Origin of the sequence: Halomonas ramblicola (assembly GCF_030409215.1) — a bacterium.
Taxonomy (GTDB): Bacteria; Pseudomonadota; Gammaproteobacteria; order Pseudomonadales; family Halomonadaceae; genus Halomonas; species Halomonas ramblicola.
This window is the reverse complement of record NZ_JAUFPL010000020.1, coordinates 62638-86668: the sequence shown is the minus strand read 5'-3', so window position 1 is coordinate 86668 and position 24031 is coordinate 62638. Positions and strand designations below refer to the sequence as shown.

36 protein-coding genes are annotated in these 24031 nt (G+C 65.2%); 33 read left to right on the top strand and 3 right to left on the bottom strand.

What is annotated here, in order from left to right; genetic code table 11:
- The first annotated feature begins 3 nt into the window (after nt 1-3).
- The 29 genes from tuf (at nt 4) to rplQ (ending at nt 15139) form a co-directional block, all read left to right on the top strand.
- A complete protein-coding gene (tuf, locus tag QWY80_RS08680; protein ID WP_290230397.1) occupies nt 4-1197 on the top strand; it encodes an elongation factor Tu in 1194 nt (397 codons plus the stop codon).
- Nucleotides 1198-1359: 162 nt separating this feature from the next.
- Nucleotides 1360-1671 (top strand): 30S ribosomal protein S10, encoded by a 312-nt coding sequence (gene rpsJ / locus QWY80_RS08675; RefSeq protein ID WP_021819602.1) that lies wholly within the window; start codon nt 1360-1362, stop codon nt 1669-1671.
- 148 nt (nt 1672-1819) lie between these two features.
- Entirely contained in the window at nt 1820-2458 is a 639-nt protein-coding gene (gene rplC, locus QWY80_RS08670; protein WP_290230396.1) for a 50S ribosomal protein L3, read from the top strand.
- Nucleotides 2459-2472: 14 nt separating this feature from the next.
- On the top strand, nt 2473-3078 hold the full coding sequence (gene rplD / locus QWY80_RS08665) for a 50S ribosomal protein L4 (RefSeq protein ID WP_290230395.1): 606 nt from the start codon (nt 2473-2475) through the stop codon (nt 3076-3078).
- Nucleotides 3075-3371: a 50S ribosomal protein L23 gene (gene rplW / locus QWY80_RS08660; RefSeq protein ID WP_290230394.1), complete on the top strand. Its 297-nt coding sequence runs from the start codon at nt 3075-3077 to the stop codon at nt 3369-3371. Before rplD ends, rplW begins: the two co-directional genes overlap by 4 nt.
- 17 nt (nt 3372-3388) lie before the next feature.
- Nucleotides 3389-4219 (top strand): 50S ribosomal protein L2, encoded by an 831-nt coding sequence (rplB, locus tag QWY80_RS08655; protein ID WP_290230393.1) that lies wholly within the window; start codon nt 3389-3391, stop codon nt 4217-4219.
- 33 nt (nt 4220-4252) lie between these two features.
- Nucleotides 4253-4528, top strand: coding sequence for a 30S ribosomal protein S19 (gene rpsS, locus QWY80_RS08650; RefSeq protein WP_009098993.1), 276 nt, complete (start codon nt 4253-4255; stop codon nt 4526-4528).
- 17 nt (nt 4529-4545) lie between these two features.
- Nucleotides 4546-4878: a 50S ribosomal protein L22 gene (gene rplV / locus QWY80_RS08645; protein ID WP_010626471.1), complete on the top strand. Its 333-nt coding sequence runs from the start codon at nt 4546-4548 to the stop codon at nt 4876-4878.
- Nucleotides 4879-4889: 11 nt separating this feature from the next.
- On the top strand, nt 4890-5588 hold the full coding sequence (gene rpsC / locus QWY80_RS08640) for a 30S ribosomal protein S3 (protein WP_290230391.1): 699 nt from the start codon (nt 4890-4892) through the stop codon (nt 5586-5588).
- Nucleotides 5589-5603: 15 nt separating this feature from the next.
- A complete protein-coding gene (gene rplP / locus QWY80_RS08635) occupies nt 5604-6017 on the top strand; it encodes a 50S ribosomal protein L16 (RefSeq protein ID WP_290230390.1) in 414 nt (137 codons plus the stop codon).
- Nucleotides 6017-6208, top strand: coding sequence for a 50S ribosomal protein L29 (gene rpmC, locus QWY80_RS08630; protein WP_102588121.1), 192 nt, complete (start codon nt 6017-6019; stop codon nt 6206-6208). Before rplP ends, rpmC begins: the two co-directional genes overlap by 1 nt.
- A gap of 1 nt (nt 6209) precedes the next feature.
- The gene (gene rpsQ / locus QWY80_RS08625) at nt 6210-6470 is read left to right on the top strand and encodes a 30S ribosomal protein S17 (protein WP_290230388.1); all 261 of its coding nucleotides are present in this window, start codon (nt 6210-6212) and stop codon (nt 6468-6470) included.
- A 49-nt stretch (nt 6471-6519) separates the two neighbouring features.
- Complete coding sequence (gene rplN, locus QWY80_RS08620) at nt 6520-6891, top strand: 50S ribosomal protein L14 (RefSeq protein WP_290230387.1); 372 nt, start codon at nt 6520-6522, stop codon at nt 6889-6891.
- A gap of 14 nt (nt 6892-6905) precedes the next feature.
- Nucleotides 6906-7223 carry a 50S ribosomal protein L24 gene (rplX, locus tag QWY80_RS08615; RefSeq protein WP_290230386.1) on the top strand — a complete coding sequence of 106 codons (318 nt, stop codon included), beginning with the start codon at nt 6906-6908 and terminating at the stop codon, nt 7221-7223.
- An 18-nt stretch (nt 7224-7241) separates the two neighbouring features.
- Nucleotides 7242-7781: a 50S ribosomal protein L5 gene (gene rplE, locus QWY80_RS08610; protein WP_290230385.1), complete on the top strand. Its 540-nt coding sequence runs from the start codon at nt 7242-7244 to the stop codon at nt 7779-7781.
- Nucleotides 7782-7791: 10 nt separating this feature from the next.
- Nucleotides 7792-8097: a 30S ribosomal protein S14 gene (rpsN, locus tag QWY80_RS08605; protein ID WP_290230384.1), complete on the top strand. Its 306-nt coding sequence runs from the start codon at nt 7792-7794 to the stop codon at nt 8095-8097.
- Nucleotides 8098-8129: 32 nt separating this feature from the next.
- Complete coding sequence (rpsH, locus tag QWY80_RS08600; RefSeq protein WP_290230382.1) at nt 8130-8522, top strand: 30S ribosomal protein S8; 393 nt, start codon at nt 8130-8132, stop codon at nt 8520-8522.
- Between the two features lie 9 nt (nt 8523-8531).
- Nucleotides 8532-9062, top strand: coding sequence for a 50S ribosomal protein L6 (gene rplF, locus QWY80_RS08595; protein WP_290230380.1), 531 nt, complete (start codon nt 8532-8534; stop codon nt 9060-9062).
- Nucleotides 9063-9071: 9 nt separating this feature from the next.
- Nucleotides 9072-9422 (top strand): 50S ribosomal protein L18, encoded by a 351-nt coding sequence (rplR, locus tag QWY80_RS08590; RefSeq protein ID WP_023007536.1) that lies wholly within the window; start codon nt 9072-9074, stop codon nt 9420-9422.
- Between the two features lie 11 nt (nt 9423-9433).
- A complete protein-coding gene (gene rpsE, locus QWY80_RS08585) occupies nt 9434-9934 on the top strand; it encodes a 30S ribosomal protein S5 (protein ID WP_290230378.1) in 501 nt (166 codons plus the stop codon).
- Between the two features lie 5 nt (nt 9935-9939).
- Complete coding sequence (gene rpmD, locus QWY80_RS08580; RefSeq protein ID WP_290230377.1) at nt 9940-10122, top strand: 50S ribosomal protein L30; 183 nt, start codon at nt 9940-9942, stop codon at nt 10120-10122.
- Nucleotides 10123-10125: 3 nt separating this feature from the next.
- On the top strand, nt 10126-10560 hold the full coding sequence (gene rplO, locus QWY80_RS08575) for a 50S ribosomal protein L15 (RefSeq protein WP_290230376.1): 435 nt from the start codon (nt 10126-10128) through the stop codon (nt 10558-10560).
- On the top strand, nt 10561-11892 hold the full coding sequence (secY, locus tag QWY80_RS08570; protein ID WP_290230375.1) for a preprotein translocase subunit SecY: 1332 nt from the start codon (nt 10561-10563) through the stop codon (nt 11890-11892). It abuts the gene before it with no gap.
- Between the two features lie 77 nt (nt 11893-11969).
- Complete coding sequence (rpmJ, locus tag QWY80_RS08565; protein WP_031384759.1) at nt 11970-12083, top strand: 50S ribosomal protein L36; 114 nt, start codon at nt 11970-11972, stop codon at nt 12081-12083.
- 123 nt (nt 12084-12206) lie between these two features.
- Nucleotides 12207-12563 carry a 30S ribosomal protein S13 gene (gene rpsM, locus QWY80_RS08560; RefSeq protein WP_290230372.1) on the top strand — a complete coding sequence of 119 codons (357 nt, stop codon included), beginning with the start codon at nt 12207-12209 and terminating at the stop codon, nt 12561-12563.
- 39 nt (nt 12564-12602) lie between these two features.
- Nucleotides 12603-12989, top strand: coding sequence for a 30S ribosomal protein S11 (gene rpsK / locus QWY80_RS08555; RefSeq protein WP_040183105.1), 387 nt, complete (start codon nt 12603-12605; stop codon nt 12987-12989).
- Nucleotides 12990-13001: 12 nt separating this feature from the next.
- Nucleotides 13002-13622, top strand: a complete 621-nt coding sequence (gene rpsD, locus QWY80_RS08550; protein ID WP_290230370.1) for a 30S ribosomal protein S4 — start codon at nt 13002-13004, stop codon at nt 13620-13622.
- A gap of 86 nt (nt 13623-13708) precedes the next feature.
- On the top strand, nt 13709-14707 hold the full coding sequence (locus QWY80_RS08545; RefSeq protein WP_290230369.1) for a DNA-directed RNA polymerase subunit alpha: 999 nt from the start codon (nt 13709-13711) through the stop codon (nt 14705-14707).
- Between the two features lie 39 nt (nt 14708-14746).
- The gene (rplQ, locus tag QWY80_RS08540; protein ID WP_290230368.1) at nt 14747-15139 is read left to right on the top strand and encodes a 50S ribosomal protein L17; all 393 of its coding nucleotides are present in this window, start codon (nt 14747-14749) and stop codon (nt 15137-15139) included.
- Nucleotides 15140-15363: 224 nt separating this feature from the next.
- Here rplQ and uvrA read toward each other — a convergent pair whose 3' ends face one another.
- Nucleotides 15364-18234: an excinuclease ABC subunit UvrA gene (gene uvrA / locus QWY80_RS08535; protein ID WP_290230367.1), complete on the bottom strand. Its 2871-nt coding sequence runs from the start codon at nt 18232-18234 to the stop codon at nt 15364-15366.
- A gap of 218 nt (nt 18235-18452) precedes the next feature.
- Here uvrA and QWY80_RS08530 point away from each other — a divergent pair, with 218 nt between their 5' ends.
- From QWY80_RS08530 to QWY80_RS08515, 4 genes are all read left to right on the top strand, one after another.
- Nucleotides 18453-19841: an MFS transporter gene (locus tag QWY80_RS08530; protein ID WP_290230366.1), complete on the top strand. Its 1389-nt coding sequence runs from the start codon at nt 18453-18455 to the stop codon at nt 19839-19841.
- Nucleotides 19842-19925: 84 nt separating this feature from the next.
- Nucleotides 19926-20522, top strand: a complete 597-nt coding sequence (gene ssb / locus QWY80_RS08525; RefSeq protein ID WP_290230365.1) for a single-stranded DNA-binding protein — start codon at nt 19926-19928, stop codon at nt 20520-20522.
- Between the two features lie 38 nt (nt 20523-20560).
- On the top strand, nt 20561-21454 hold the full coding sequence (locus QWY80_RS08520) for a sugar nucleotide-binding protein (RefSeq protein WP_290230364.1): 894 nt from the start codon (nt 20561-20563) through the stop codon (nt 21452-21454).
- Nucleotides 21451-22200, top strand: coding sequence for a lysophospholipid acyltransferase family protein (locus tag QWY80_RS08515; protein WP_290230363.1), 750 nt, complete (start codon nt 21451-21453; stop codon nt 22198-22200). Before QWY80_RS08520 ends, QWY80_RS08515 begins: the two co-directional genes overlap by 4 nt.
- A 69-nt stretch (nt 22201-22269) precedes the next feature.
- Here the strand turns inward: QWY80_RS08515 and fabB are convergent, their stop codons facing one another.
- Nucleotides 22270-23487, bottom strand: coding sequence for a beta-ketoacyl-ACP synthase I (fabB, locus tag QWY80_RS08510; protein ID WP_290230362.1), 1218 nt, complete (start codon nt 23485-23487; stop codon nt 22270-22272).
- 13 nt (nt 23488-23500) lie between these two features.
- Nucleotides 23501-24016 carry a 3-hydroxyacyl-[acyl-carrier-protein] dehydratase FabA gene (gene fabA, locus QWY80_RS08505; protein WP_290230361.1) on the bottom strand — a complete coding sequence of 172 codons (516 nt, stop codon included), beginning with the start codon at nt 24014-24016 and terminating at the stop codon, nt 23501-23503.
- Nucleotides 24017-24031 lie beyond the last annotated feature (15 nt).

Here is a 24031-nt window from a genome sequence, read left to right as displayed (position 1 = left end):
GCAGTGGCTAAGGAAAAATTCGAACGTTCCAAACCGCACGTCAACGTCGGCACCATCGGTCACGTCGACCACGGCAAGACCACCCTGACTGCGGCCCTGACCCGCGTTTCCGCCGAGGTGTTCGGTGGTGACTGGCGCGAGTTCGACTCCATCGACAACGCCCCGGAAGAGCGTGAGCGTGGTATCACCATCGCCACCTCTCACGTGGAGTACCAGTCCGAGGACCGTCACTACGCCCACGTGGACTGCCCCGGGCACGCCGACTACGTGAAGAACATGATCACCGGTGCGGCGCAGATGGACGGCGCCATCCTGGTGTGCTCCGCCGCCGACGGCCCCATGCCGCAGACCCGCGAGCACATCCTGCTGTCCCGCCAGGTCGGCGTGCCGTACATCGTCGTGTTCCTCAACAAGGCCGACATGGTCGACGACGAGGAGCTGCTCGAGCTGGTCGAGATGGAAGTGCGCGAACTCCTCAACGAGTACGACTTCCCGGGTGACGACACCCCGATCATCACCGGCTCCGCCCTGATGGCCCTGGAAGGCAAGGACGACAACGGCATGGGCACCACCGCCGTTGCCAACCTGATCAAGGCCCTGGACGACTACATCCCCGAGCCGGAGCGCGCCATCGATCAGCCGTTCCTGATGCCGATCGAGGACGTCTTCTCCATCTCCGGCCGCGGTACCGTGGTCACCGGTCGTGTCGAGCGCGGCATCATCAAGGCCGGCGAAGAGATCGAGATCGTGGGTCTGAAGGACACCACCAAGACCGTGGTGACCGGTGTCGAGATGTTCCGCAAGCTGCTCGACGAAGGTCGTGCCGGCGAGAACATCGGCGCCCTGCTGCGCGGCACCAAGCGTGACGATGTCGAGCGTGGTCAGGTCCTGGCCAAGCCGGGCACCATCACCCCGCACACCGTCTTCGAGGCCGAGGTGTACGTGCTGTCCAAGGAAGAGGGTGGTCGTCACACTCCCTTCTTCAAGGGCTACCGTCCGCAGTTCTACTTCCGCACCACCGACGTGACTGGTACCTGTGAGCTGCCGGAAGGCGTGGAGATGGTCATGCCGGGCGACAACGTCAAGATGGTCGTCACCCTGATCGCCCCGATCGCCATGGACGAAGGCCTGCGTTTCGCCGTTCGTGAAGGCGGTCGTACCGTCGGCGCCGGCGTCGTGGCCAAGATCGTCGAGTAAGCGCAAGCCGCTCGAATGATCGAAGGGGGCTCCGCGAGGAGCCCCCTTTCTGCGCACCGCGGGGAGTGTTTGACACTCATCTGCGGCGCGCCTATAATGCGCATCCTTTGAATGCGTGGGTAGACGGCTCGCGCCGTCGAGATCCATTGGAGTTTAGGGCAAATGCAGAACCAGAAGATTCGCATTCGGTTGAAGGCCTTCGACCATCGCCTGATCGACCAGTCCGCTGCGGAGATCGTGGAAACCGCCAAGCGTACCGGCGCCCAGGTTCGTGGTCCGATTCCTCTGCCGACCAATCGCGAGCGGTATACCGTGCTGATCTCGCCGCACGTCAACAAGGACGCGCGCGACCAGTACGAGATTCGCACGCACAAGCGGGTGCTCGATATCGTCGAGCCCACCGAGAAGACCGTTGATGCCCTGATGAAGCTCGACCTCGCCGCCGGCGTGGACGTGCAGATCAAGCTCGACTGATACCACACTAGACACCGCGGCCCAGCGCTCGGCGAGACGCCCGAGCAGCAGCCGCCGCGCCGTGAGGCGCTACACAACGTGCTAGTGGAATGCTCTGGAAAGGGCAGCCATAGCGGGTGATAGCCCCGTACACTATAGGAGACTGAGAATGACTATCGGTTTGGTCGGTAAGAAGGCCGGGATGACCCGCGTCTTCACCGAAGACGGCGCATCCGTGCCCGTGACCGTGATCGAGGTTGAGCCCAACCGCGTGACTCGCGTGAAGTCCGTCGAGAGCGACGGCTACGCCGCGGTGCAGGTGACAACCGGCTCCCGCAAGGCCAAGCACCTGGCGAAAGCCCAGGCCGGGCAGTTCGCCAAGGCGGGTGTAGAGGCCGGTCGTTCGCTGATGGAGTTCCGCCTCGCCGAAGGCGATGAGGCTCCGGAAGTGGGCGGCGAACTCACCGTATCCCTCTTCGAAGCTGGTCAGTTGATCGACGTGACCGGCACCTCCAAGGGCAAGGGCTTCCAGGGCGCCGTCAAGCGCTGGAACTTCCGCACCCAGGACAACAGCCACGGTAACTCCCTGGCCCACCGTGCGCCGGGTTCCATCGGCATGTGCCAGACCCCGGGACGCGTGTTCAAGGGCAAGAAGATGGCCGGCCAGATGGGCAACGTGCGTTGCACCGTCCAGAGCCTCGAAGTCGTGCGTGTCGATGCCGAACGTAACCTGCTGCTGGTCAAGGGCGCCGTGCCCGGCGCCACCGGCAGTGACGTCGTCGTGCGCAGCGCCGTGAAAGCAGGCTGAAGGGGAGCTTACCGATGAATCTGAATCTTGCTGCCGGCGCCGGTACCGTCGAAGTGTCCGACGCCACCTTTGGCAAAGAATTCAATGAAGCGCTCGTGCACCAGGTCGTCACCGCCTATCTGGCCGGTGGTCGCCAGGGTACCCGCGCCCAGAAGAACCGTTCCGACGTGCGTGGCGGCGGCAAGAAGCCGTGGCGCCAGAAGGGCACCGGCCGTGCCCGCGCCGGTACCATCCGCTCTCCGCTGTGGCGCAGCGGCGGCGTGACCTTCGCGGCCCGTCCCCAGGACTACACCCAGAAGGTCAACCGCAAGATGTACCGTGCGGCGATGCGCTCCATCCTCTCCGAGCTGGTGCGCCAGGAGCGCCTGGTGGCCGTCGAGGAGATCACCGTCGACGCACCCAGGACCAAGCAGCTGGTCGCCAAGCTCGATGAGCTGGGTCTGGAGAAGGTGCTGATCGTCACCGAAGAGATCGACGAGAAGCTCTACCTGGCCGCCCGCAACATCCCCAACGTGGATGTGGTGGACGTGGCCGCCGCCGACCCGGTGAGCCTGGTCGCCTTCGACAAGGTGCTGGTCACCGTCTCCGCCCTGCGCAAATTCGAGGAGAAGCTGGCATGAACCAGGAGCGTGTATTCAAGGTTCTGCTTGGTCCGCACGTGACCGAGAAGGCCGCCATGGCTGCCGAACGCAACCAGTACGTGTTCAAGGTGGCCGGCGACGCGACCAAGCCCGAGATCAAGAAGGCCGTCGAAGCCCTGTTCGGCAAGAAGGTCGATCGCGTTCAGGTGCTGAACATGAAGGGCAAGACCAAGCGCACCGCGCAGGGTCTGGGTCAGCGCAAGGGGTATCGCAAGGCCTACGTCACGCTGGCCGCCGGCGAAACCCTTGAAGACTTCTCTGGCGCCGAATAAGGGCAGGAGTACGGACAATGGCAATCGTCAAGACCAAACCCACATCCGCCGGTCGCCGCCACCTGGTCAAGATCGTCGGCGACGAGCTGCACAAGGGCAAGCCCTACGCGGCCCTGCTCGAGAAGCAGTCGCACAGCGGTGGACGCAACAACCACGGTCGCATCACCACCCGCCACGTGGGCGGTGGTCACCGTCAGCACTACCGGATCATCGACTTCAAGCGCACCAAGGATGGCGTCCCGGCCATCGTCGAGCGCCTGGAGTACGATCCCAACCGCAGCGCCCATATCGCGCTGCTCAAGTACCTCGATGGCGAACGTCGCTACATCATCGCGCCCAAGGGCGTGAGTGCCGGTGACCGTCTCGAGTCCGGCGTCAACGCGGCGATCCGCAAGGGCAACGCCCTGCCGCTGCGCAACATCCCGCTGGGTTCCACCGTGCACTGCATCGAGCTCAAGCCCGGCAAGGGCGCCCAGCTCGCCCGCAGCGCCGGTACCAGCGCCCAGTTGGTCGCCCGCGAGGGCAACTACGCCACCCTGCGCCTGCGCTCCGGCGAGATGCGCAAGGTGCTGGCCGAGTGTCGCGCGACCCTGGGTGAAGTGAGCAACTCCGAGCACAGCCTGCGTCAGCTTGGCAAGGCCGGTGCGAAGCGCTGGAGAGGTGTGCGTCCGACCGTTCGCGGCGTGGCCATGAACCCGGTGGATCACCCGCACGGTGGCGGCGAAGGCCGTACCAGCGGTGGTCGTCACCCGGTGACCCCGTGGGGTATCCCCACCAAGGGCCACAAGACCCGCAAGAACAAGCGCACCGACAAGCTGATCGTCCGTCGCCGCAAGGCCCGGAACTGATTGAAAACGCCAAGACTTTAAGAGGTAACGGCTGTGCCACGTTCACTGAAGAAAGGTCCCTTTATCGACCTTCATCTGCTGAAGAAGGTTGAGGCTGCAGTGGAAAAGAACGACCGCAAACCGATCAAGACCTGGTCGCGTCGTTCCATGATCCTGCCCAACATGGTCGGGCTCACCATTGCGGTCCATAACGGTCGCCAGCATGTGCCGGTACACGTCTCCGAGGAGATGGTCGGCCACAAGCTGGGCGAATTCGCTGCTACCCGCACCTACCGCGGCCATGCGGCGGACAAGAAAGCCAAACGGTAAGCCAGAGAGGATTAGAGATGGAAGTCACAGCTAAGCTGCGTGGCGCTCGTTTATCCGCCCAGAAGGCCCGTTTGGTGGCTGACCAGGTGCGCGGTAAACCGGTCGCCGAAGCACTGGACCTGCTGACCTTCTCACCGAAGAAGGCTGCCAAGCTGGTCAAGAAGGTGCTGCAGTCCGCCATCGCGAACGCGGAAGAAAATAACGGCATGGATATCGACGAGCTGCGTGTCTCGACCATCTGCGTCGATGAGGGCATGACGCTCAAGCGTATCAAGCCGCGTGCCAAGGGCCGCGCGGATCGTATCTTGAAGCGCACCTGCCACATCACCGTCAAGGTAGCCGAGAAGTAGGAGTCGACCAGATGGGTCAGAAAGTCAATCCGACAGGCATCCGACTGGGTATCGTCAAGGACCATACCTCTGTCTGGTACGCCGAGCGCGGCGCCTATGCCGACAAGCTGAACAACGACCTCGAAGTGCGTCGCTTCCTCGAGGAGCGTCTCAAGAACGCTTCCGTGAGCCGCATTCACATCGAGCGTCCGGCCAACAACGCCCGCATCACCATTCACACCGCCCGTCCGGGCATCGTGATCGGCAAGAAGGGCGAGGACGTCGATCGGCTGCGTCGCGAGGTCACCGCGATGATGGGCGTGCCCGTGCACGTCAACATCGAGGAAGTGCGCAAGCCCGAGCTGGACGCCCAGCTCGTCGCCCAGAATATCGCCGGCCAGCTGGAGCGCCGCGTGATGTTCCGTCGCGCCATGAAGCGTGCGGTGCAGAACGCCATGCGCCTGGGCGCCGGCGGCATCAAGGTGCAGCTCTCCGGTCGCCTGGGTGGCGCCGAGATCGCGCGCACCGAGTGGTACCGGGAAGGTCGCGTGCCGCTGCACACCCTGCGTGCGGACATCGACTACGCCACCTACGAGGCCAAGACCACCTACGGCATCATCGGTGTCAAGGTATGGGTCTTCAAGGGTGAAATCCTCGGGGGCATCGAAGAGGTCCGCGCCAAGGCGAAACAGCCGCAGGCCGCGCCCTCCAAGAAGAAAGGTTCCAGGTAAGGGGAGAGCGAGTCGATGTTACAACCCAAGCGCATGAAGTTCCGCAAGATGCAGAAGGGCCGCAACCGTGGCCTGGCGCATCGCGGCAGCAAGGTGAGCTTCGGCGAGTATGGCCTGAAGGCCACTGGCCGTGGTCGCATCACCGCCCGCCAGATCGAGGCCGGTCGTCGTGCCATCACTCGTCACGTCAAGCGTGGCGGCAAGATCTGGATCCGTGTCTTCCCCGACAAGCCGATTTCCAAGAAGCCGCTGGAAGTCCGGATGGGTAAGGGCAAGGGCTCCGTCGAGTACTGGGTCGCGCAGATCCAGCCCGGCAGGGTCCTCTACGAGATCGAAGGCGTGTCCGAGGAGCTGGCCCGCGAGGCGTTCGCCCTGGCCGCCCAGAAGTTCCCGGTCTCCACCACCTTTGTGAAACGGACGGTGATGTGATGAAAGCCCAGGAAATCCGTGAAAAGTCAGTCGACGAGCTCAACGAGCAGCTCCTCGAACTCCTCCGCGAGCAGTTCAACCTGCGCATGCAGAAGGCCACCGGCCAGCTCAGCCAGACTCATCTGCTCAAGCAGGTTCGTCGGGACATCGCCCGGGTGAAGACTGTGCTCAACGAGAAGGCAGGTGACTGAGATGGCCGAAGAAAAGAAAGCCCGTACGCTCACCGGCAAGGTGGTGAGCGACAAGATGGACAAGTCCATCGTCGTGATGATCGAGCGCCGTGAGCGCCACCCGATCTACGGCAAGTACGTAAAGCGCTCCACCAAGCTGCACGCCCATGACGAGGCCAACCAGGCGAAGGCCGGTGACACGGTCTCCATCCAGGAGTGCCGTCCGCTGTCCAGGAAGAAGTCCTGGACGCTGGTCGAGGTGGTCGAGCAGGCCAAGGGCTGAGGCTCATGCCTGTCAACCAGTGCAGTCAGATTAGGTTTGGAGAAAACCGATGATTCAGACTCAGACAATGCTGGATGTCGCCGACAACAGCGGGGCGCGCCGGGTGCAGTGCATCAAGGTGTTGGGTGGTTCTCACCGCCGCTACGCCCATGTTGGCGACATCATCAAGGTCACGGTGAAGGAAGCCATTCCGCGTGGCAAGGTCAAGAAGGGCCAGGTCCTCAAGGCGGTGGTGGTTCGCACCCGTAGTGGCGTCCGTCGTTCCGACGGTTCGCTGATCCGCTTCGACGGAAATGCGGCGGTTCTGTTGCAGAACACCAACGAGCAGCCGATCGGTACCCGTATCTTCGGGCCGGTGACCCGTGAGCTTCGCAACGAGAAGTTCATGAAGATCATTTCCTTGGCGCCTGAAGTGCTGTAAGGAGCGAGGCGGATATGCAAAAGATCAAACGTGACGATGAAGTGGTCGTCATCGCCGGCAAGGACAAGGGCAAGCGCGGCACCGTCAAGCGCGTCCTCAAGGACGAACGCTTCGTCGTGTCCGGTGTGAACATGATCAAGCGTCACACCAAGCCCAACCCCATGGCGGGCAATCAGGGCGGTATCGTCGAGCGCGAGGCTCCGATTCACGCGTCAAACGTGGCCATCTTCAACCAGGAGACCGGAAAGGCGGATCGCGTCGGCTTCCAGGTTCAGGAAGACGGTACCAAGGTACGTATCTACAAGTCGACGCAGACGCAGATCGACGCCTAACGCGAGTCGGGTAGCAAAATGGCGAACTTGAAAGAACGTTATCAGAACGAGGTGGTGGCTCAACTCAAAGAGCAGTTCAGCTACGCCAACGTGATGCAGGTGCCCAGGATCACCAAGGTGACCCTGAACATGGGCATCGGCGACGCGACCAGCGACAAGAAGCTGATCGAGAACGCCATGGGTGACCTGGAGAAGCTGTCCGGTCAGAAGCCCATGGTGACCAAGGCACGCAAGTCCATCGCGGGCTTCAAGGTGCGTGAAGGCTGGCCGATCGGGATCAAGGTGACCCTGCGCTCCGAGCGCATGTGGGACTTCCTCGATCGCCTGGTGAATATCGCGATCCCCCGCGTTCGTGACTTCCGTGGTCTCAACCCGAAGTCCTTCGACGGTCGTGGCAACTACTCGATGGGGGTGCGTGAGCAGATCATCTTCCCGGAGATCGAATATGATAAGATCGACCGGATCCGTGGTCTGGATGTCACCATCACCACCACCGCCGACACCGATGAAGAAGGTCGCGCGCTGCTCAGCGCGCTGAACTTCCCGTTCAAGAAATAAGGGTGGGATCATGGCAAAGAAAAGCATGGTAGAGCGTGAGCTGAAGCGCGCGAAGCTGGTGGACAAGTACGCCGCCAAGCGTGCCCAGCTCAAGGCGATCATCCAGGACGTGAACGCTTCCGACGAAGAGCGCTTCGAGGCAACGCTGAAGCTGCAGCAGCTGCCGCGCGACTCGAGCCCGGTGCGCCAGCGCAACCGCTGCCGTATCACCGGCCGTCCGCACGGCTTCTACAACAAGTTCGGCCTCGGCCGCAACAAGCTGCGTGAAGCCGCCATGCGTGGCGACGTGCCCGGGCTCAAGAAGTCCAGCTGGTAACGCCACGTAGAAACATCAGGAGCGCAACGTACATGAGCATGCAAGACACTCTGGCGGATATGTTCACCCGTATCCGCAATGCGCAGATGGCCACCAAGGAGACGGTCTCCATGCCGTCCTCCAAGCTGAAGGTCGAGGTGGCCCGCGTGCTGAAGGAAGAGGGCTACATCAACGACTTCGTGGTGGCCGAAAGCACCAAGCCCGAGCTGACCGTGACCCTCAAGTACTTCGAGGGCAAGCCGGTCATCGAGCACCTGCAGCGCGTGTCCAAGCCGTCCCTTCGCTCTTACAAGGGCAAGGACGCGCTGCCGAAGGTCGCCGATGGCCTGGGGATCGCGATCGTCACCACCTCCCAGGGGGTGATGACCGACCGCGCGGCTCGCAAGGCCGGTGTCGGTGGCGAAGTCATCTGCACCGTATTCTAGGAGTTTGGAATGTCCCGCGTAGCCAAATATCCGGTAAAAGTGCCCGCTGGCGTCGAGATCAAGATCGACGGTGACCAGCTGACCGCCAAGGGCGGCCAGGGCACGCTGTCGCTGACCATCCACCCCGACGTGGTGATCGGTCAGGAAGAGGGTCAACTGACCTTCGCCCCGAGCGAGGTCGCCAAGAGCTGGGCCATGGCCGGTACCACCCGTGCCCTGGTCCAGAACCTGGTCACCGGCGTGAGCGAAGGCTTCACCAAGTCCCTCGAAATCATCGGCGTCGGTTATCGTGCCCAGGCAAAGGGCCAGACGCTCAATCTTACACTGGGCTTCTCGCACCCGGTCGATTACCAACTGCCCGAGGGTGTCGTGGCGGAAACGCCCAAGAACACCCAGATCGTGCTGAAGAGCGCGGACAAGCAGAAGCTCGGCCAGGTCGCTGCGGAAATCCGCGCCTTCCGTCCGCCCGAGCCCTACAAGGGCAAGGGTGTCCGGTACGCCGACGAGCAGGTGCGTCGCAAAGAAGCCAAGAAGAAGTAAGGCAGGGTTATGAACGCGAAGAAAGAATCTCGTCTCCGTCGTGCCCGCCGCGCTCGCGCCAAGATCCGCGAGCTGGGCGTGTATCGCCTGTGCGTCAACCGTACCCCCCGCCACATCTATGCGCAGATCATCTCGCCGGATGGTGGCAAGGTCCTGGCCAGCGCTTCCACGCTGGACAAGGCCCTGCGCGAGGGTGCGACCGGCAACGCCGACGCCGCCGCCAAGGTGGGCGCGCTGATTGCCGAACGCGCTAAGGAAGCAGGCATCACTCAGGTAGCCTTCGATCGCGCCGGTTTCAAGTACCATGGCCGCGTCAAGGCCCTGGCCGACGCCGCTCGTGAAGGCGGCCTGGAATTCTAAAGGGTTTTACGATGGCGAAGAACGAACAGCAAAACGGCGATCTGCAGGAAAAGCTGGTGCAGGTCAACCGTGTCGCCAAGGTGGTCAAGGGTGGCCGTATCTTCGGCTTCACCGCTCTGACCGTCGTCGGCGATGGCAAGGGCCGTGTCGGCTTCGGTCGCGGCAAGGCACGCGAGGTGCCGGTCGCGATCCAGAAGGCCATGGACCAGGCCCGTCGCAACATGGTCAAGGTGCACCTCAGCGGCGGCACCCTGCAGTACCCGGTCAAGGCCCGTCACGGCGCCTCCAAGGTGTACATGCAGCCCGCCTCCGAGGGTACCGGGATCATCGCCGGCGGTGCCATGCGCTCCGTGCTGGAGCTGGCTGGCGTCCACGACGTCCTGGCCAAGTGCTACGGCTCCACCAACCCGGTGAACGTCGTGCGGGCCACCGTCAAGGGCCTGTCCGCCATGCAATCGCCGGATGACATCGCCGCCAAGCGCGGTCTGTCCGTCGAAGCGATCACGGGGTGAGCACCATGGCAGCAACGATCAAGGTTACCCAGACCCGCAGCACCATCGGCATCCTGCCCAAGCACAAGGCCACCATGAAGGGCCTGGGGCTGCGCCGTATCGGTCACACGGTCGAACTGGAAGACACCCCCGCCGTCCGCGGCATGGTCCACAAGGTCAACTACCTTGTGCGCATTGAGGGAGAGTAATCCATGAAACTCAATAGCCTGAGCCCGGCACCGGGCTCCAAGCACGCCGAGAAGCGCGTCGGTCGTGGCATCGGCTCCGGCCTGGGCAAGACCGGCGGCCGTGGCCACAAGGGCCTCAAGTCGCGCAGCGGCGGCAGCGTCAAGCCCGGCTTCGAGGGCGGCCAGATGCCGCTGCAGCGGCGCCTGCCCAAGTTCGGCTTCACCTCCGCGAAGTCGCTGGTCTCCCAGGAAGTGCGCCTGGCCGAGCTGGCCAAGGTTGCCGGTGACGAGGTCACCCTGGAGACCCTGAAGCAGGCCAACGTGCTGAAGGACGCCACCGAGCATGCCAAGGTGATCCTTTCCGGCGAACTGAACAAGGCGGTCACGGTCCGCGGTCTCAAGGTCACCAAGGGTGCCCGTGCCGCGATCGAGGCCGCCGGTGGCAAGGTAGAGGACTAAATGGCCAAGTCAGGAAAGATGCCGGCGATGGGCAGCGGTCTGAGTGAACTGTGGGCGCGCCTGCGCTTCGTGCTCCTCGCCATCGTGGTGTACCGCATCGGTGCCCACATCCCCGTGCCCGGTATGAATCCTGACCAGCTAGCTGCCTTGTTCAGGGAGCAGCAGGGCACCATCCTGGGCATGTTCAACATGTTCTCGGGTGGCGCCCTGGAGCGCATGAGCATCATGGCGCTGGGCATCATGCCCTACATCTCGGCGTCGATCATCATGCAGCTGCTGACCGCGGTCTCGCCCCACCTCGAGCAGTTGAAGAAGGAGGGCGAGGCCGGCCGTCGCAAGATCAGCCAGTACACGCGCTACGGCACCGTGCTGCTGGCCCTCGTGCAGGCCACCGGCATGTCCGTGGGCCTGGCCAGTCAGGGCATCGCCTACACGGCCGACTTCAGCTTCTTCTTCACCGCCATCGTCACCTTCGTGACCGGGGCGGTGTTCCTGATGTGGCTGGGCGAGCAGATCACCGAGAAGGGCATCGGCAACGGCATCTCGCTGCTGATCTTCGCGGGGATCGTCGCCGGCCTGCCCGGCGCCGTGGGCCAGGCCTTCGAGCTGGCCCGCAACGAGGGCGCCTGGAACGTGCTGCCGCTGCTGGCGTTGTCCGTGCTGGGCATTGCCACCGTGGCCTTCGTGGTGTTCATCGAGCGCGGCCAGCGTCGTATCACGGTGAACTACCCGCGGCGCCAGGTCGGCAACAAGATGTACGCCGGTCAGAGCAGCTACCTGCCGCTCAAGGTGAACATGGCGGGCGTGATCCCGGCGATCTTCGCCTCCAGCATCCTGCTGTTCCCGGCCTCGCTGGGCCAGTGGGTCGGGGCCGGGGATGGCATGGAGTGGCTGCAGCGGGCGTCCCAGGCCCTGGGGCCGGGGCAGCCGCTGTACATCTTGCTTTTCGCCGCGGCGGTGGTATTCTTCTGCTTCTTTTACACAGCGCTGGTCTTCAACCCCAAGGACGTCGCCGACAACCTCAAGAAGTCGGGGGCCTTCCTGCCGGGGATTCGTCCGGGTGAGCAGACCGCTCGCTACGTCGACAAGGTCATGACCCGTCTGACCCTGTTCGGCGCCTTGTACATCACTGCGGTTTCCCTGATGCCCCAGTTCCTGATCGTGGCCTGGAACGTGCCGTTCTTCTTCGGCGGTACCTCGCTGCTGATCGTGGTGGTGGTCATCATGGACTTCATGGCCCAGGTGCAGTCGCACCTCATGTCGCACCAGTACGAGTCGGTGATGAAGAAGTCCAACCTGAAAGGCTACGGTAGCGGCGGCATCATGCGCTGAGGCGCGCCGCTGGCGATTTGGCGCGCCGCGAGCCGAAGTGTCGGCTCGCGGCGCGAGCCAACTTTGGAGATGGAACGATGAAAGTTCGAGCTTCCGTGAAGAAAATGTGCCGCAACTGCAAGATCATCCGCCGCAATGGCGCCGTGCGCGTCATCTGCACGGAGCCGCGGCACAAGCAGCGCCAGGGCTGATCCTGACGCTGTGCTGAACCGGGTGCCGGCATGCCCCTTGCCCTTTTCAGGGCAAAGGGGTATGCTGTTGCGCCTTTTGTAGTCGACCCAACGAGCAAGCCGCTCGAATTTCGGAGTAAGCTGATGGCCCGTATTGCAGGCGTCAATATCCCGGACAACAAGCATGCGGCGATCTCGCTGACCTATATCTTCGGGATTGGCCGTACTCGTGCACAGGAGATCTGTGCCGCGTCCGGCATCGCGCCGACCACCAAGATCCAGGAACTGTCATCCGAAGAGATCGACACCCTGCGTAGTGAAGTCGGCAAGTATACCGTTGAGGGTGACCTTCGTCGTGATGTGACGCTGAACATCAAGCGTCTCATGGACCTGGGTTGCTACCGTGGTCTGCGTCATCGTCGCAGTCTTCCGCTGCGTGGTCAGCGTACCAAGACTAATGCGCGTACCCGCAAGGGCCCGCGCAAGCCGATCCGCAAATAACACGCACGTTGTGGCGTCAAGACAGGAATAGACATCAACATGGCTAACCCGCGTAGCAATCGCAAGAAGGTTAAAAAGCAGGTAGTGGATGCCATCGCGCATATCCACGCCTCTTTTAACAACACGATCATTACGATCACAGACCGCCAGGGCAACGCCCTCTCCTGGGCGACTGCCGGTGGTTCGGGTTTTCGTGGTTCTCGCAAGAGCACCCCGTTCGCTGCTCAAGTGGCAAGCGAGCGTGCAGCGACCGCTGCAGCCGAGTATGGTGTGAAAAACGTCGACGTGCTGGTCAAGGGCCCCGGTCCTGGCCGTGAATCCGCCGTGCGTGCGCTCAATGCCGCCGGCTTCCGCGTGCAGAGCATCACCGACGCGACGCCCATTCCCCACAATGGCTGCCGTCCGCCGAAGAAACGCCGCGTTTAAGGAGACAGATTCATGGCTCGTTACATTGGACCGAAGTGCAAGCTGTCTCGTCGTGAAGGCACCGACCTCTTCCTGAAGAGCGGTGTCACTCCCTTCGAGAAGAAGTGCAAATCCGAGCAGATCCCGGGTGTGCACGGCCAGCGCCGTCAGCGTCTTTCCGAATACGGCTCGCAGCTTCGCGAGAAGCAGAAGGTACGCCGCATGTACGGCGTGCTCGAGAAGCAGTTCCGCAACTACTACAAGGAAGCGGCCCGCCTGAAGGGCGCGACCGGTGAGCTGTTGCTGCAGCTTCTCGAATCCCGACTGGACAATGTCGTCTACCGCATGGGTTTCGGCTCCACTCGCGCCGAGGCGCGCCAGCTGGTCAGCCACAAGGCCATCGCCGTGAACGGCAAGACCGTCAACGTGGCCTCCTACCAGGTCAAGCCCGGTGACGTCGTCGCCGTGCGCGAGAAGGCCAAGAACCAGGCGCGCATCCAGAGCGCCCTGGCGATCGCCGCCAATCGCGGCGACGTGACCTGGGTCGAGGTCGATGCCAAGAAGATGGAAGGCACTCTCAAGGCTCTGCCTGAACGCGGTGACCTGACTGCCGACATCAACGAAAACCTGATCGTCGAGCTCTACTCGAAGTAAGCGGTGCCAAGCGCCGTGTCGGCTCCCGGTGACGGGGGCCGACCCAGAGTATCGAGTATCCGTTTGGCAGCCTGAAAGGTGTTCATATGCAGCGTTCAGTGACAGAGTTTCTTCGCCCGCGCGACATCAAGGTCGAAGAGATCAGCGCACATCACGCGAAGATCGTGCTCGAGCCCTTCGAGCGTGGCTTCGGCCACACCCTGGGCAATGCACTGCGGCGTATCCTGCTCTCGTCCATGCCCGGCTGCGCCGTGGTGGAGGCCGAGATCGGCGGCGTCGATCACGAGTACAGCGCGATCGAGGGCGTCCAGGAAGATGTCATCGAGATCCTCCTGAACCTCAAGGACGTGGCGATCAAGATGCACAGCCGCGACGAGGCGGTGCTCTCGCTGAACAAGCAGGGCCCGGCCGTCGTGACCGCGGGTGATATCGCCCTCGACCATGACGTCGAGATCGTCAACCCCGATCACGTCATCGCCCACGTCAACGAGGGCGCCGAGCTGAAGATGCAGCTCAAGGTGGCGCGCGGCCGCGGCTATGAGCCGGCAGATACTCGTGTCGGTGCCGATGACGAATCCCGTGCCATCGGTCGCCTGCAGCTGGATGCGACCTTCAGCCCCGTGCGTCGGGTTTCCTACTCCGTCGAGGCCGCGCGTGTCGAACAGCGTACCGACCTCGACAAGCTGATCATCGACCTGGAAACCGACGGCACCCTGGATCCGGAAGAGGCGATCCGGCGTAGCGCGACCATCCTGCAGGAGCAGCTGGCCGCGTTCGTCGACCTGGAGGCCGACAAGGAACAGGAAGTGGAGGAGGAAGAGGATCACATCGATCCGATCCTGCTGCGCCCCGTAGACGATCTCGAGTTGACCGTTCGCAGCGCCAACTGCCTCAAGGCCGAGAACATCTACTACATCGGGGACCTGATCCAGCGCACCGAGGTGGAGCTGCTCAAGACCCCGAACCTCGGCAAGAAGTCCCTGAACGAGATCAAGGACGTCCTGGCAGCGCGCGGTCTCTCCCTCGGCATGCGGCTGGAGAACTGGCCGCCGGCAAGCCTGAAGGACGACAAGGCCTCAGCGTGAGCGCCGACTCGAGTCCCAGTTTGGTAAGGAATCACAACCATGCGTCATCGTAAGAGTGGTCGTCACCTCAATCGTACGAGCTCGCATCGTCAGGCCATGTTCAAGAACATGAGCGTGTCGCTGATCGAGCACGAAGTCATCAAGACTACCCTGCCCAAGGCCAAGGAGCTGCGTCGCGTCATCGAGCCGCTGATCACCCTGGCCAAGCAGGACAGCGTCGCCAATCGTCGTCTGGCCTTCAGCCGCACCCGCTCCAAGGAAGCGGTCGGCAAGCTCTTCAACGAGCTGGGTCCGCGTTACGCCGAGCGTCCGGGCGGTTACGTCCGTATCCTCAAGTGCGGTTTCCGCACCGGCGACAACGCCCCCATGGCCTTCGTCGAGCTCGTCGATCGTCCGATCGTCGAGGAGGCCGAGGAAGCCGCCGAGGAGTGATCCTGGCGGGCCCCGGCCCGGTAGTGCTGAAAGAAAAACCGGCCCTTATCGGGGCCGGTTTTTTTGTATCGAAAGGCTAGAAGGAAGACCGGCGCTGCGCGCCTGGAAGGGCCGGGCTGCGCCCGGAGCTGGAAGAACGCCCGCTTCGCGGGCTTAAGCTTGAAGGTTGAAGAAAAACCCTTGATACCAGCTTCTGGTGGCAAGATGCTGCCTTCCAGCTTCGCTCAGGTCTCCGCCGCGCTCGTGGCCCGTGGCTCGCGGCCCGTCGCTTGCCTCTCCAGCAGCGGCTTGAGGAAGCGCCCGGTATGCGAGGCCTCCATTTTCGCCACCTGCTCCGGGGTGCCCTCGGCGATGATGCGCCCGCCGCCGGAGCCGCCCTCGGGGCCCAGGTCGATGAGCCAATCGGCGGTCTTGATCACGTCCAGGTTGTGCTCGATCACCACGATGGTGTTGCCGTGGTCGCGCAGGCGATGCAGCACGGTGAGCAGCTGGCGGATGTCCTCGAAATGCAGGCCGGTGGTGGGCTCGTCGAGGATGTAGAGGGTGCGGCCGGTGTCGCGCTTGGCCAGCTCGCGGGCCAGCTTGACCCGCTGGGCCTCGCCGCCGGACAGGGTGGTAGCACTCTGGCCCAGGCGGATGTAGGAGAGCCCCACGTCGAGCAGGGTCTGCAGGCGCCGGGCAATGGCCGGCACCGGCGAGAAGAACGCCAGCGCCTCCTCCACGGTCATCGCCAGCACCTCGTCGATGGTCTTGCCCTTGTACTGGATCTCCAGGGTCTCGCGGTTGTAGCGCTTGCCCTTGCAGACATCGCAGGGCACGTAGATGTCGGGCAGGAAGTGCATCTCGACCTTGATCATGCCCTCGCCCTGGCACGCCTCGCAGCGCCCGCCCTTGACGTTGAAGCTGAAGCGACCCGGCTTGTAGCCGCGCGAACGGGCCTCCTGGGTACCGGCGAAGAGCTCGCGGATCGGCGTGAAGATGCCGGTGTAGGTGGCGGGGTTGGAGCGCGGCGTGCGGCCGATGGGGCTCTGGTCGATGTCGATCACCTTGTCCAGGTGGTCGAGACCCTCGATGTGCGCGAAGGGGGCCGGGCTCAGGCTGGTGGCGTGGTTGAGCTCGCGGGCGGCGATGGGCATCAGCGTCGAGTTGATCAGCGTCGACTTGCCCGAGCCGGAGACGCCGGTGACGCAGACGAAGAGCCCCAGCGGCAGCGCCAGCGTCACGTCCTGCAGGTTGTTGCCCCGGGCGCCGGTGAGGCGCACCACCTTCTCCGGGTTGCCGGGGATGCGCCAGGGCGGTACCTCGATGCGTCGGCTACCGGCCAGGTACTGGCCGGTCAGCGAGTCAGGATTGGCGGTGACGTCGGCGGGGGTGCCCTGGGCGACGATGCGACCGCCGTGGACCCCGGCGCCGGGGCCGATGTCCAGCACATGGTCGGCGGCGCGGATGGCCTCCTCGTCATGCTCGACCACGATCACGGTGTTGCCCAGGTCGCGCAGGCGCTCCAGGGTCTTGAGCAGGCGGTCGTTGTCACGCTGATGCAGGCCGATGGAGGGTTCGTCGAGGATGTACATGACGCCCACCAGGCCGGCGCCGATCTGGCTGGCCAGGCGGATGCGCTGGGCCTCGCCGCCGGAGAGGGTGTCGGCACTGCGCTCCAGGTTGAGGTAGTCGAGCCCCACGTTGACCAGGAACTCCAGTCGGGCGTGGATCTCGTTGATGATCTTCACGGCGATCTCGCCGCGGCGGCCCGGCAGCTCCAGCGCCTTGAAGTATTCCCGGGCCTCGCCGATGGGCAGGTGGACCATCTCGGGGAGGGTGCGCTCGTCGATGTAGACGTGGCGCGACTCCTTGCGCAGGCGACTGCCGTTGCAGGTCGGGCAGGCCTGGGTGGCGATATAGCGGGCCAGTTCCTCGCGCACCATGCTTGATTCGGTCTCGCGGTAGCGGCGCTGCAGGTTGGGCAGCACGCCCTCGAAGGGGTGTTCGCGGGTCACCTTGCGGCCGCGGTCGTTGACGTAGTGGAAGGCGATGTCGTCGTGGCCGCTGCCGTGCAGGATGACCTCCTTCTCGTGGCGGGCCAGCGCCTGCCAGGGGGTCTCCAGCGCGAAGCGGTAGTGGTCGGCCACCGCCTTGAGCTGGTTGAAGTAGAAGACGCTGCGCCGGTCCCAGCCCTTGATCACCCCCTCGGCGAGCGACAGCTCGGGGTGGCTGATCAGCTTGTCGGGATCGAAGTACTGCTGTACGCCCAGGCCGTCGCAGCCGGGGCAGGCACCGGCCGGGTTATTGAAGGAGAACATGCGCGGCTCGAGCTCGGCAATCGAGTAACCGCACACCGGGCAGGCGAAGCGCGCCGAGAAGGCGATGTCCTCCCGCTCGCCATCCATGAAGTGCACCGTGGCCACGCCGTCGGAGAGGCCCAGCGCCGTCTCGAAGGACTCCGCCAGGCGCTGCTGCAGGCCGTCGCGCACCTTGATGCGGTCCACCACCACGCTGATGTCGTGCTTCTTGTTCTTGTCCAGCGGCGCGAGGTCATCGAGCTCCAGGACCTGGCCGTCGATCCGTGCGCGCACGAAGCCCTGGGCGCGCAGCTCGGCGAGCAGCTGCAGGTGCTCGCCCTTGCGTCCCTTGACCACCGGGGCTAGCAGCATCAGCTTGCTGCCCTCGGGCAGGGCCAGCACCTGGTCGACCATCTGCGAGACCGTCTGGGCCTCCAGGTCCTCGCCGTGCTCGGGGCAGCGCGGGGTGCCGGCGCGGGCGAACAGCAGGCGCAGGTAGTCGTAGATCTCGGTGATGGTGCCCACGGTGGAGCGGGGGTTGTGGGAGGTGGACTTCTGCTCGATGGAGATCGCCGGCGACAGCCCCTCGATGTGGTCGACGTCGGGCTTCTCCATCATCGACAGGAACTGCCGGGCGTAGGTGGACAGCGATTCCACGTAGCGGCGCTGGCCCTCGGCGTAGAGGGTGTCGAAGGCCAGCGACGACTTGCCCGAGCCGGACAGCCCGGTGACCACGATCAGCCTGTCGCGGGGCAGTTCGACATCGATGTTCCTGAGGTTGTGGGTGCGGGCACCCCTGACCAGAATCCTGTCCATTCCCACCTCGCGGTGCGCGGCAAAGGGTCGATTATACGGGGCCGCGGCCGGCACCGGCAAAGCGCGATAGGCAGGGCCATGACCATGCCTTCCCCGGCGCCCCTCGCCGTAGGCAACCGCGAACGCCCCGGCGGCTTTCCCTGGGAGGCGGCGAGCCGCTAGAATAGGCGGTCCACTCAAGGGTGTGCGTCACCCGTCCATGGAATACCGTCTTCCCTATGCGCAAGGTCTCTGGACTGCTCCTCGCCACCGAGCGGCGTGCCATCGCCGGGCTCGCGGGGCTCTATGCCACCCGTATGCTGGGCCTGTTCATGGTGCTGCCGGTACTGGCCCTGCATGCCGACGACCTGGCCGGCGCCACCCCGCTGCTGGTGGGGGTGGCGCTGGGCATCTACGGCCTCACCCAGGCGGCCTTGCAGATCCCCTTCGGGTTGCTCTCCGATCGCCTGGGACGCAAGCCGGTGATCGCCGGGGGGTTGCTGCTGTTCCTGATCGGCAGCCTGGTGGCGGCCCAGGCCGAGACCATCGGCGGGGTGATCCTGGGGCGCTGCCTGCAGGGCAGCGGCGCAGTAGCCGCCGCCATCATGGCGCTGCTCGCCGACCAGACCCGCGAGCAGGTACGCACCGCGGCCATGGCCACCATCGGCCTGTCCATCGGCGTGGCCTTCGCCGTGGCCATGGTGCTGGGCCCCCTGCTGGCCTCGTGGTTCGGCCTGGCCGGGGTCTTCTGGTTCGCCGCGCTGCTGGCCGCCGTCGGCCTGCCGGTGCTGTGGCGGCTGGTGCCGCCCGCGCCGCGCCGCCTGCGCCACCGCGACGTGGGCCTGGACCGCGCCCAGCTCAGGGCGATCCTGGCCCGCGGCGACCTGCTGCGCCTGGACCTGTCGATCTTCGCCCTGCATCTGGTCCTGATGGCGATCTTCGTCGCCGTGCCCTTCCGGCTGCTGGAGGCGGGGGTCGTCGCCGAGCGTCACGGCCTGGCGTACCTGGGGGTCATGGCCCTGGCCTTCGTGGCCATGGTGCCGCTGGTGGTGATCGCCGAGAAGCGTCGGCGCATGAAGGCCATGTGCCTGTCGGCCATCGCCGCCATCACCCTGAGTCTCGCCGGCCTGGCGGGACTCGGCGAGGGGCTCTGGCCGCTGCTCGCCTGGCTGCTGGTGTTCTTCACCGCCTTCAACCTGCTCGAGGCGACGTTGCCCTCGATGCTCAGCAAGCTGGCCCCGGCCGGGGCCAAGGGCACCGCCATGGGGGTCTACTCCACCAGCCAGTTCCTCGGTGCCTTCCTGGGTGGCATGCTGGGAGGTTTCCTCGCCCAGCAGTGGGGGCTGGCCGCGGTCTTCCTCGGCGCCGCCCTGCTCGGCCTCGTCTGGTTGGCGCTGATGGCGGGCATGTCGCCGCCGCCCCATCTGGCCAGCGAGGTGGTGGCGCTGGATGGCGAGCACGGCGACGATGCCCTGGAAACCCTGATGGCGAAGTTCGCCGGGGTGGCCGGGGTCGAGGACGTGCTGGTCGTTCCCGAGGAGCGGCTGGCCTATCTCAAGGTGGACCGCCAGCGCCTCGATCAGGAGGCGCTGGCGAGACTGATCGATACTGGAAGGGACCGCCCCTGAGGGCGGTTCGTGACAGGGCGCCCGGTGCGCCATTCCGCAGGCCGCCCGGCGGCACAATGCATTCACGACAGCAAGGAGTCCCTCATGGCCCGAGGCGTCAACAAGGTCATCCTCATCGGCAACCTGGGGCAGGACCCCGAGGTGCGTTTCATGCCCTCCGGCAGCCCGGTGGCCAACCTGCGGCTGGCCACCACCGACACCTGGACGGACCGCCAGAGCGGTCAGCGCCAGGAGCGCACCGAGTGGCACAACCTGGTGATGTTCAACAAGCTCGCCGAGATTGGCCAGCAGTATCTCAAGAAGGGCTCGCGCATCTACGTCGAGGGTCGCCTGCAGACCCGCAAGTGGCAGGGCCAGGACGGCCAGGATCGCTACACCACCGAGATCGTGGTCAACGACATGCAGATGCTCGACTCGCGCAGCGGTGGTGACTTCCAGGGGGGCGGTGCGCCCCAGGCCGGCAACATGCCGCCGCAGCAGGGTGGTGGTTTCGGCGGCGGCCAGCCCCAGGGCGGCTACGGCAACGCCCCCCAGCAGGGCGGCAACTTCGGCGGTGGCCAGCCCCAGCGCCAGGCGCCGCAACAGAACCGTCCGCCGCAGAACACCCCGCCCCAGCAGGGCAACTACGGCGCGCCGGATCCGGGCAGCTTCGACGACTTCGACGACGAGATCCCGTTCTAGGGGGCCGGCGGACCGCCAGGGCGAAGGGAGGAACGCGAGTGAAGCTGTTGATACTTGATGCGGGTCACTGCCTGAGCCTGGCGTTGGCCCGGGAAGCCAACCGCCGCTCGGATACCGAGCTGGTGATCGAGGAGGGCCTGGCGCTGGCGCCGGAGCGCCTCGATGAGGTGGCCCCGGACGCCCTGGTGATCCCGCCGTTGTCGCGGCCGATCCGTGCCGCGCCGGCCGAGGTGGCGGCCCATGCCGAGGCGGTGGAAGGCTGGATGGAGGCGTGTCGCGATGCCGGGGTGCCACTGGTGTGGTGCGTCTCCGACCAGCTCTACGAGGACGGCTTCGCCGAAGCCATCGATGAGCACGTCATCCCGCGGCCCCGCGACGAGAGCCTGCGTCGCCTGGTGGTGACCGGCGACCGTATCCGCGCCGAGCACCCCCAGCATCTGATCGTGCGTCTGGGGCCACTCTTCGCCCTGGAGGGCAGCCATGCCTGGCTCAACGAGCTGATCGATACCCTGGTGGTCGGTGGCGAGTTGCGTGCCGAGGCCGATGTAACCTGCTGTCCCACCTCGGCGGATGCCGTGGCCATGGCGCTGATCGGGATGCTGCAGCAGCTCCAGTGCGGGGCCGATGCCTGGGGCAGCTATCACCTGGCCGGTACCGAGCCGGTCAGCGCCTTCACCTTCGTCTCGGTGGTGCGCACCCAACTGACCACCCGCCTGGAAGGACGCGGCGAGACCCTCGAGCTGGGGCCGGTCAAGGCGATGCATCACCACCATGACCATCCGCTGCGCCGGGTACTCAACTGCCGGCGGGTGCTGGCGGCCTTCGGCGTGCACCAGAAGCCCTGGCGCCTGGAACTCGGCCGGATGCTCGACGCCTGGTGCCGGGCCAACGCGAGGGCCGGCGACGATGGGGAGGCCGCGTCCCGCTCATGAATGTCCTGCGCAGCCTGATCTTCTATGCCGGCTACTTCACCGCCATGGTGGTGTGCGGCGTGCTCTTCCTGCCGGTCTCGCCGCTACTCCCATTGCGTCGGCGCTACACCCTGCTCAACCTCTACAACCACTTCATCATCGCCTGGTTCCGGCTGACCTGTGGCGTGCGTTACGAGTGGCGGGGGCGCGAGCGCCTGCCCGACGGCGCCTGCGTGATCCTCGCCAACCACCAGTGCGAGTGGGAGACCGTCTTCCTGCAGCTGCTCAAGCCGCCGGTGTGCACGGTGCTCAAGCGCGAACTGCTCAACATCCCGCTGTTTGGCTGGGGGCTGCGCCTGCTGCACCCCATCGCCCTGGATCGCTCACGCCCGGCGCGGGCCATGAAGCAGGTGCTGACCCAGGGCAAGCAACGCCTGGAGGAGGGGCTCTCGGTGCTGATCTTCCCCGAGGGGACCCGGGTGGCGCCGGGGCAGCGGCGTCGCTACAACAAGAGCGGAGCGGTGATCGCCTGTCGTGCCGGGGTGCCGGTGGTGCCGGTGGCCCACAACGCCGGCGAGCGCTGGCCGGGGCGGCACTGGGTCAAGAATCCCGGGCGGCTCACCCTGGTGGTGGGAGAGCCCATCGCCACCGCCGGACGGACGCCGGAGGAGGTGCTGGTCGAGACGGAGGCGTGGATCGAGGCCACCCTCGCCGAGATCTCCGAGGTGCCGCGACCGGTAAGCAACGCGACCAAGGCCCCGGCCTGAGGGCCCGGCCTCCTGCATACGCGAACGGCGCCCCGCGGGGCGCCGTTCGCGTCACAGGGCGAGGCGGACTCAGCCCCGGTACTTCTCCAGCACCAAGCAGGCGTTGGTGCCACCGAAGCCGAAGCTGTTGGTGAGGATCCGCTCCACTTTCACGCCATCGCGGCGGGCGGTGACGATGTCGAAGCCGTCGGCCTGCTCGTCGAGGTTCTCGACGTTGGCCGAGGCGGCGATGAAGTCGTTCTCCATCATCAGCAGCGAATAGATCGCCTCCTGCACGCCGGTGGCCCCCAGGGAGTGGCCGGTCAGCGACTTGGTGGAGCTCATCGCCGGGGTGGAGTCGCCGAACACCTCGCGGACCGCCTTGAGCTCGGCGACGTCGCCCACCGGGGTGGAGGTGCCATGGGTGTTGATGTAGTCGATGCCGCCATCCACGGTAGCCAGGGCCTGGCGCATGCAGCGCACCGCGCCCTCGCCGGACGGCGCGACCATGTCGTAACCATCGGAGGTGGCCCCATAGCCCACCACCTCGGCGTAGATCCGGGCGCCGCGGGCCTTGGCGTGCTCCAGCTCCTCGAGCACCAGCATGCCGCCGCCGCCGGCGATGACGAAGCCGTCGCGGGCCTGATCATAGGGGCGCGAGGCCTGGTCGGGGGCGTCGTTGTAGTGGGTCGACAGGGCCCCCATGGCGTCGAACAGGCAGGACAGGGTCCAGTGCTCCTCCTCGCCGCCGCCGGCGAAGACCACGTCCTGCTTGCCGAGCTGGATCTGCTCCATGGCGCTGCCGATGCAGTGGGCCGAGGTGGCACAGGCCGAGGAGATCGAGTAGTTGACCCCCTTGATCCGGAACGGGGTGGCCAGGCAGGCGGAGACGGTGCTGCCCATGGTGCGGGTGACCCGGTAGGGGCCCACGCGGCGCAGGCCCTTCTCGCGCATCACGTCGGCGGCCTCCACCTGGTTGGCGCTGGAGGCGCCGCCGGAGCCGGCGATCAGGCCGGTGCGCTCGCTGGAGACCTGCTCCGGGGTGAGGCCCGCGTCCTCGATGGCCTGGGCCATGCTGATGTAGGCATAGGCCGCGGCGTCGCCCATGAAGCGGAGCAGCTTGCGGTCCACCAGGGCGTCCAGGTCGATGTCGACCGTGCCGGCCACCTGGCTGCGGAAGCCGCATTCGGCGTACTCCTCCTTGAAGCGAATGCCGGAGCGCCCTTCCCTGAGCGCCTCGAGAACCTGCTGTCGGTCGTTGCCCAGGCAGGACACGATGCCCAGGCCGGTGACTACCACTCGTCGCATGGGAGCCTCCTGATCAGAAGTTCGCTGTGGAGGTGAACAGGCCGACGCGCAGGTCGTTGGCCTGGTAGATATCGCGGCCGTCGACACAGACGGTGCCGTCGGCGATGCCCAGGATCAGGCGCCGGGTGATGATGCGCTTGATGTTGATTCGGTAGGTGACCTTCTCGGCGTCGGGCAGGATCTGGCCGGTGAACTTCACCTCGCCGCAGCCCAGGGCGCGGCCACGCCCCGGGTGACCGAGCCAGCCCAGGTAGAAGCCGACCAGCTGCCACATGGCGTCCAGGCCCAGGCAGCCGGGCATCACCGGATCGCCGGGAAAGTGGCAGCCGAAGAACCAGAGGTCGGGGTGGATGTCCAGCTCGGCGATCAACTCGCCCTTGCCGTGCTCGCCGCCGTCCTCGGTGATGCGGGTGATGCGGTCGAGCATCAGCATGTTGGGGGCCGGCAGCTGGGCGTTGCCGGGGCCGAACAGCTCGCCCCGCGAGCAGGCCAGCAGTTCTTCGAGGTCAAAGGAGTGTTGCTTGGTCACTGAATCATTCCGAGA

Coding starts and splice junctions, on each gene's coding strand:
- rpsJ (WP_021819602.1), top strand. CDS start 1,360: ATGCAGAACCAGAAGATTCGCATTCGGTTGAAGGCCTTCGACCATCGC.
- rplC (WP_290230396.1), top strand. CDS start 1,820: ATGACTATCGGTTTGGTCGGTAAGAAGGCCGGGATGACCCGCGTCTTC.
- rplD (WP_290230395.1), top strand. CDS start 2,473: ATGAATCTGAATCTTGCTGCCGGCGCCGGTACCGTCGAAGTGTCCGAC.
- rplW (WP_290230394.1), top strand. CDS start 3,075: ATGAACCAGGAGCGTGTATTCAAGGTTCTGCTTGGTCCGCACGTGACC.
- rplB (WP_290230393.1), top strand. CDS start 3,389: ATGGCAATCGTCAAGACCAAACCCACATCCGCCGGTCGCCGCCACCTG.
- rplV (WP_010626471.1), top strand. CDS start 4,546: ATGGAAGTCACAGCTAAGCTGCGTGGCGCTCGTTTATCCGCCCAGAAG.
- rpsC (WP_290230391.1), top strand. CDS start 4,890: ATGGGTCAGAAAGTCAATCCGACAGGCATCCGACTGGGTATCGTCAAG.
- rplP (WP_290230390.1), top strand. CDS start 5,604: ATGTTACAACCCAAGCGCATGAAGTTCCGCAAGATGCAGAAGGGCCGC.
- rpmC (WP_102588121.1), top strand. CDS start 6,017: ATGAAAGCCCAGGAAATCCGTGAAAAGTCAGTCGACGAGCTCAACGAG.
- rpsQ (WP_290230388.1), top strand. CDS start 6,210: ATGGCCGAAGAAAAGAAAGCCCGTACGCTCACCGGCAAGGTGGTGAGC.
- rplN (WP_290230387.1), top strand. CDS start 6,520: ATGATTCAGACTCAGACAATGCTGGATGTCGCCGACAACAGCGGGGCG.
- rplX (WP_290230386.1), top strand. CDS start 6,906: ATGCAAAAGATCAAACGTGACGATGAAGTGGTCGTCATCGCCGGCAAG.
- rplE (WP_290230385.1), top strand. CDS start 7,242: ATGGCGAACTTGAAAGAACGTTATCAGAACGAGGTGGTGGCTCAACTC.
- rpsN (WP_290230384.1), top strand. CDS start 7,792: ATGGCAAAGAAAAGCATGGTAGAGCGTGAGCTGAAGCGCGCGAAGCTG.
- rpsH (WP_290230382.1), top strand. CDS start 8,130: ATGAGCATGCAAGACACTCTGGCGGATATGTTCACCCGTATCCGCAAT.
- rplF (WP_290230380.1), top strand. CDS start 8,532: ATGTCCCGCGTAGCCAAATATCCGGTAAAAGTGCCCGCTGGCGTCGAG.
- rplR (WP_023007536.1), top strand. CDS start 9,072: ATGAACGCGAAGAAAGAATCTCGTCTCCGTCGTGCCCGCCGCGCTCGC.
- rpsE (WP_290230378.1), top strand. CDS start 9,434: ATGGCGAAGAACGAACAGCAAAACGGCGATCTGCAGGAAAAGCTGGTG.
- rpmD (WP_290230377.1), top strand. CDS start 9,940: ATGGCAGCAACGATCAAGGTTACCCAGACCCGCAGCACCATCGGCATC.
- rplO (WP_290230376.1), top strand. CDS start 10,126: ATGAAACTCAATAGCCTGAGCCCGGCACCGGGCTCCAAGCACGCCGAG.
- secY (WP_290230375.1), top strand. CDS start 10,561: ATGGCCAAGTCAGGAAAGATGCCGGCGATGGGCAGCGGTCTGAGTGAA.
- rpmJ (WP_031384759.1), top strand. CDS start 11,970: ATGAAAGTTCGAGCTTCCGTGAAGAAAATGTGCCGCAACTGCAAGATC.
- rpsM (WP_290230372.1), top strand. CDS start 12,207: ATGGCCCGTATTGCAGGCGTCAATATCCCGGACAACAAGCATGCGGCG.
- rpsK (WP_040183105.1), top strand. CDS start 12,603: ATGGCTAACCCGCGTAGCAATCGCAAGAAGGTTAAAAAGCAGGTAGTG.
- rpsD (WP_290230370.1), top strand. CDS start 13,002: ATGGCTCGTTACATTGGACCGAAGTGCAAGCTGTCTCGTCGTGAAGGC.
- QWY80_RS08545 (WP_290230369.1), top strand. CDS start 13,709: ATGCAGCGTTCAGTGACAGAGTTTCTTCGCCCGCGCGACATCAAGGTC.
- rplQ (WP_290230368.1), top strand. CDS start 14,747: ATGCGTCATCGTAAGAGTGGTCGTCACCTCAATCGTACGAGCTCGCAT.
- uvrA (WP_290230367.1), bottom strand. CDS start 18,234: ATGGACAGGATTCTGGTCAGGGGTGCCCGCACCCACAACCTCAGGAAC.
- QWY80_RS08530 (WP_290230366.1), top strand. CDS start 18,453: ATGCGCAAGGTCTCTGGACTGCTCCTCGCCACCGAGCGGCGTGCCATC.
- ssb (WP_290230365.1), top strand. CDS start 19,926: ATGGCCCGAGGCGTCAACAAGGTCATCCTCATCGGCAACCTGGGGCAG.
- QWY80_RS08515 (WP_290230363.1), top strand. CDS start 21,451: ATGAATGTCCTGCGCAGCCTGATCTTCTATGCCGGCTACTTCACCGCC.
- fabB (WP_290230362.1), bottom strand. CDS start 23,487: ATGCGACGAGTGGTAGTCACCGGCCTGGGCATCGTGTCCTGCCTGGGC.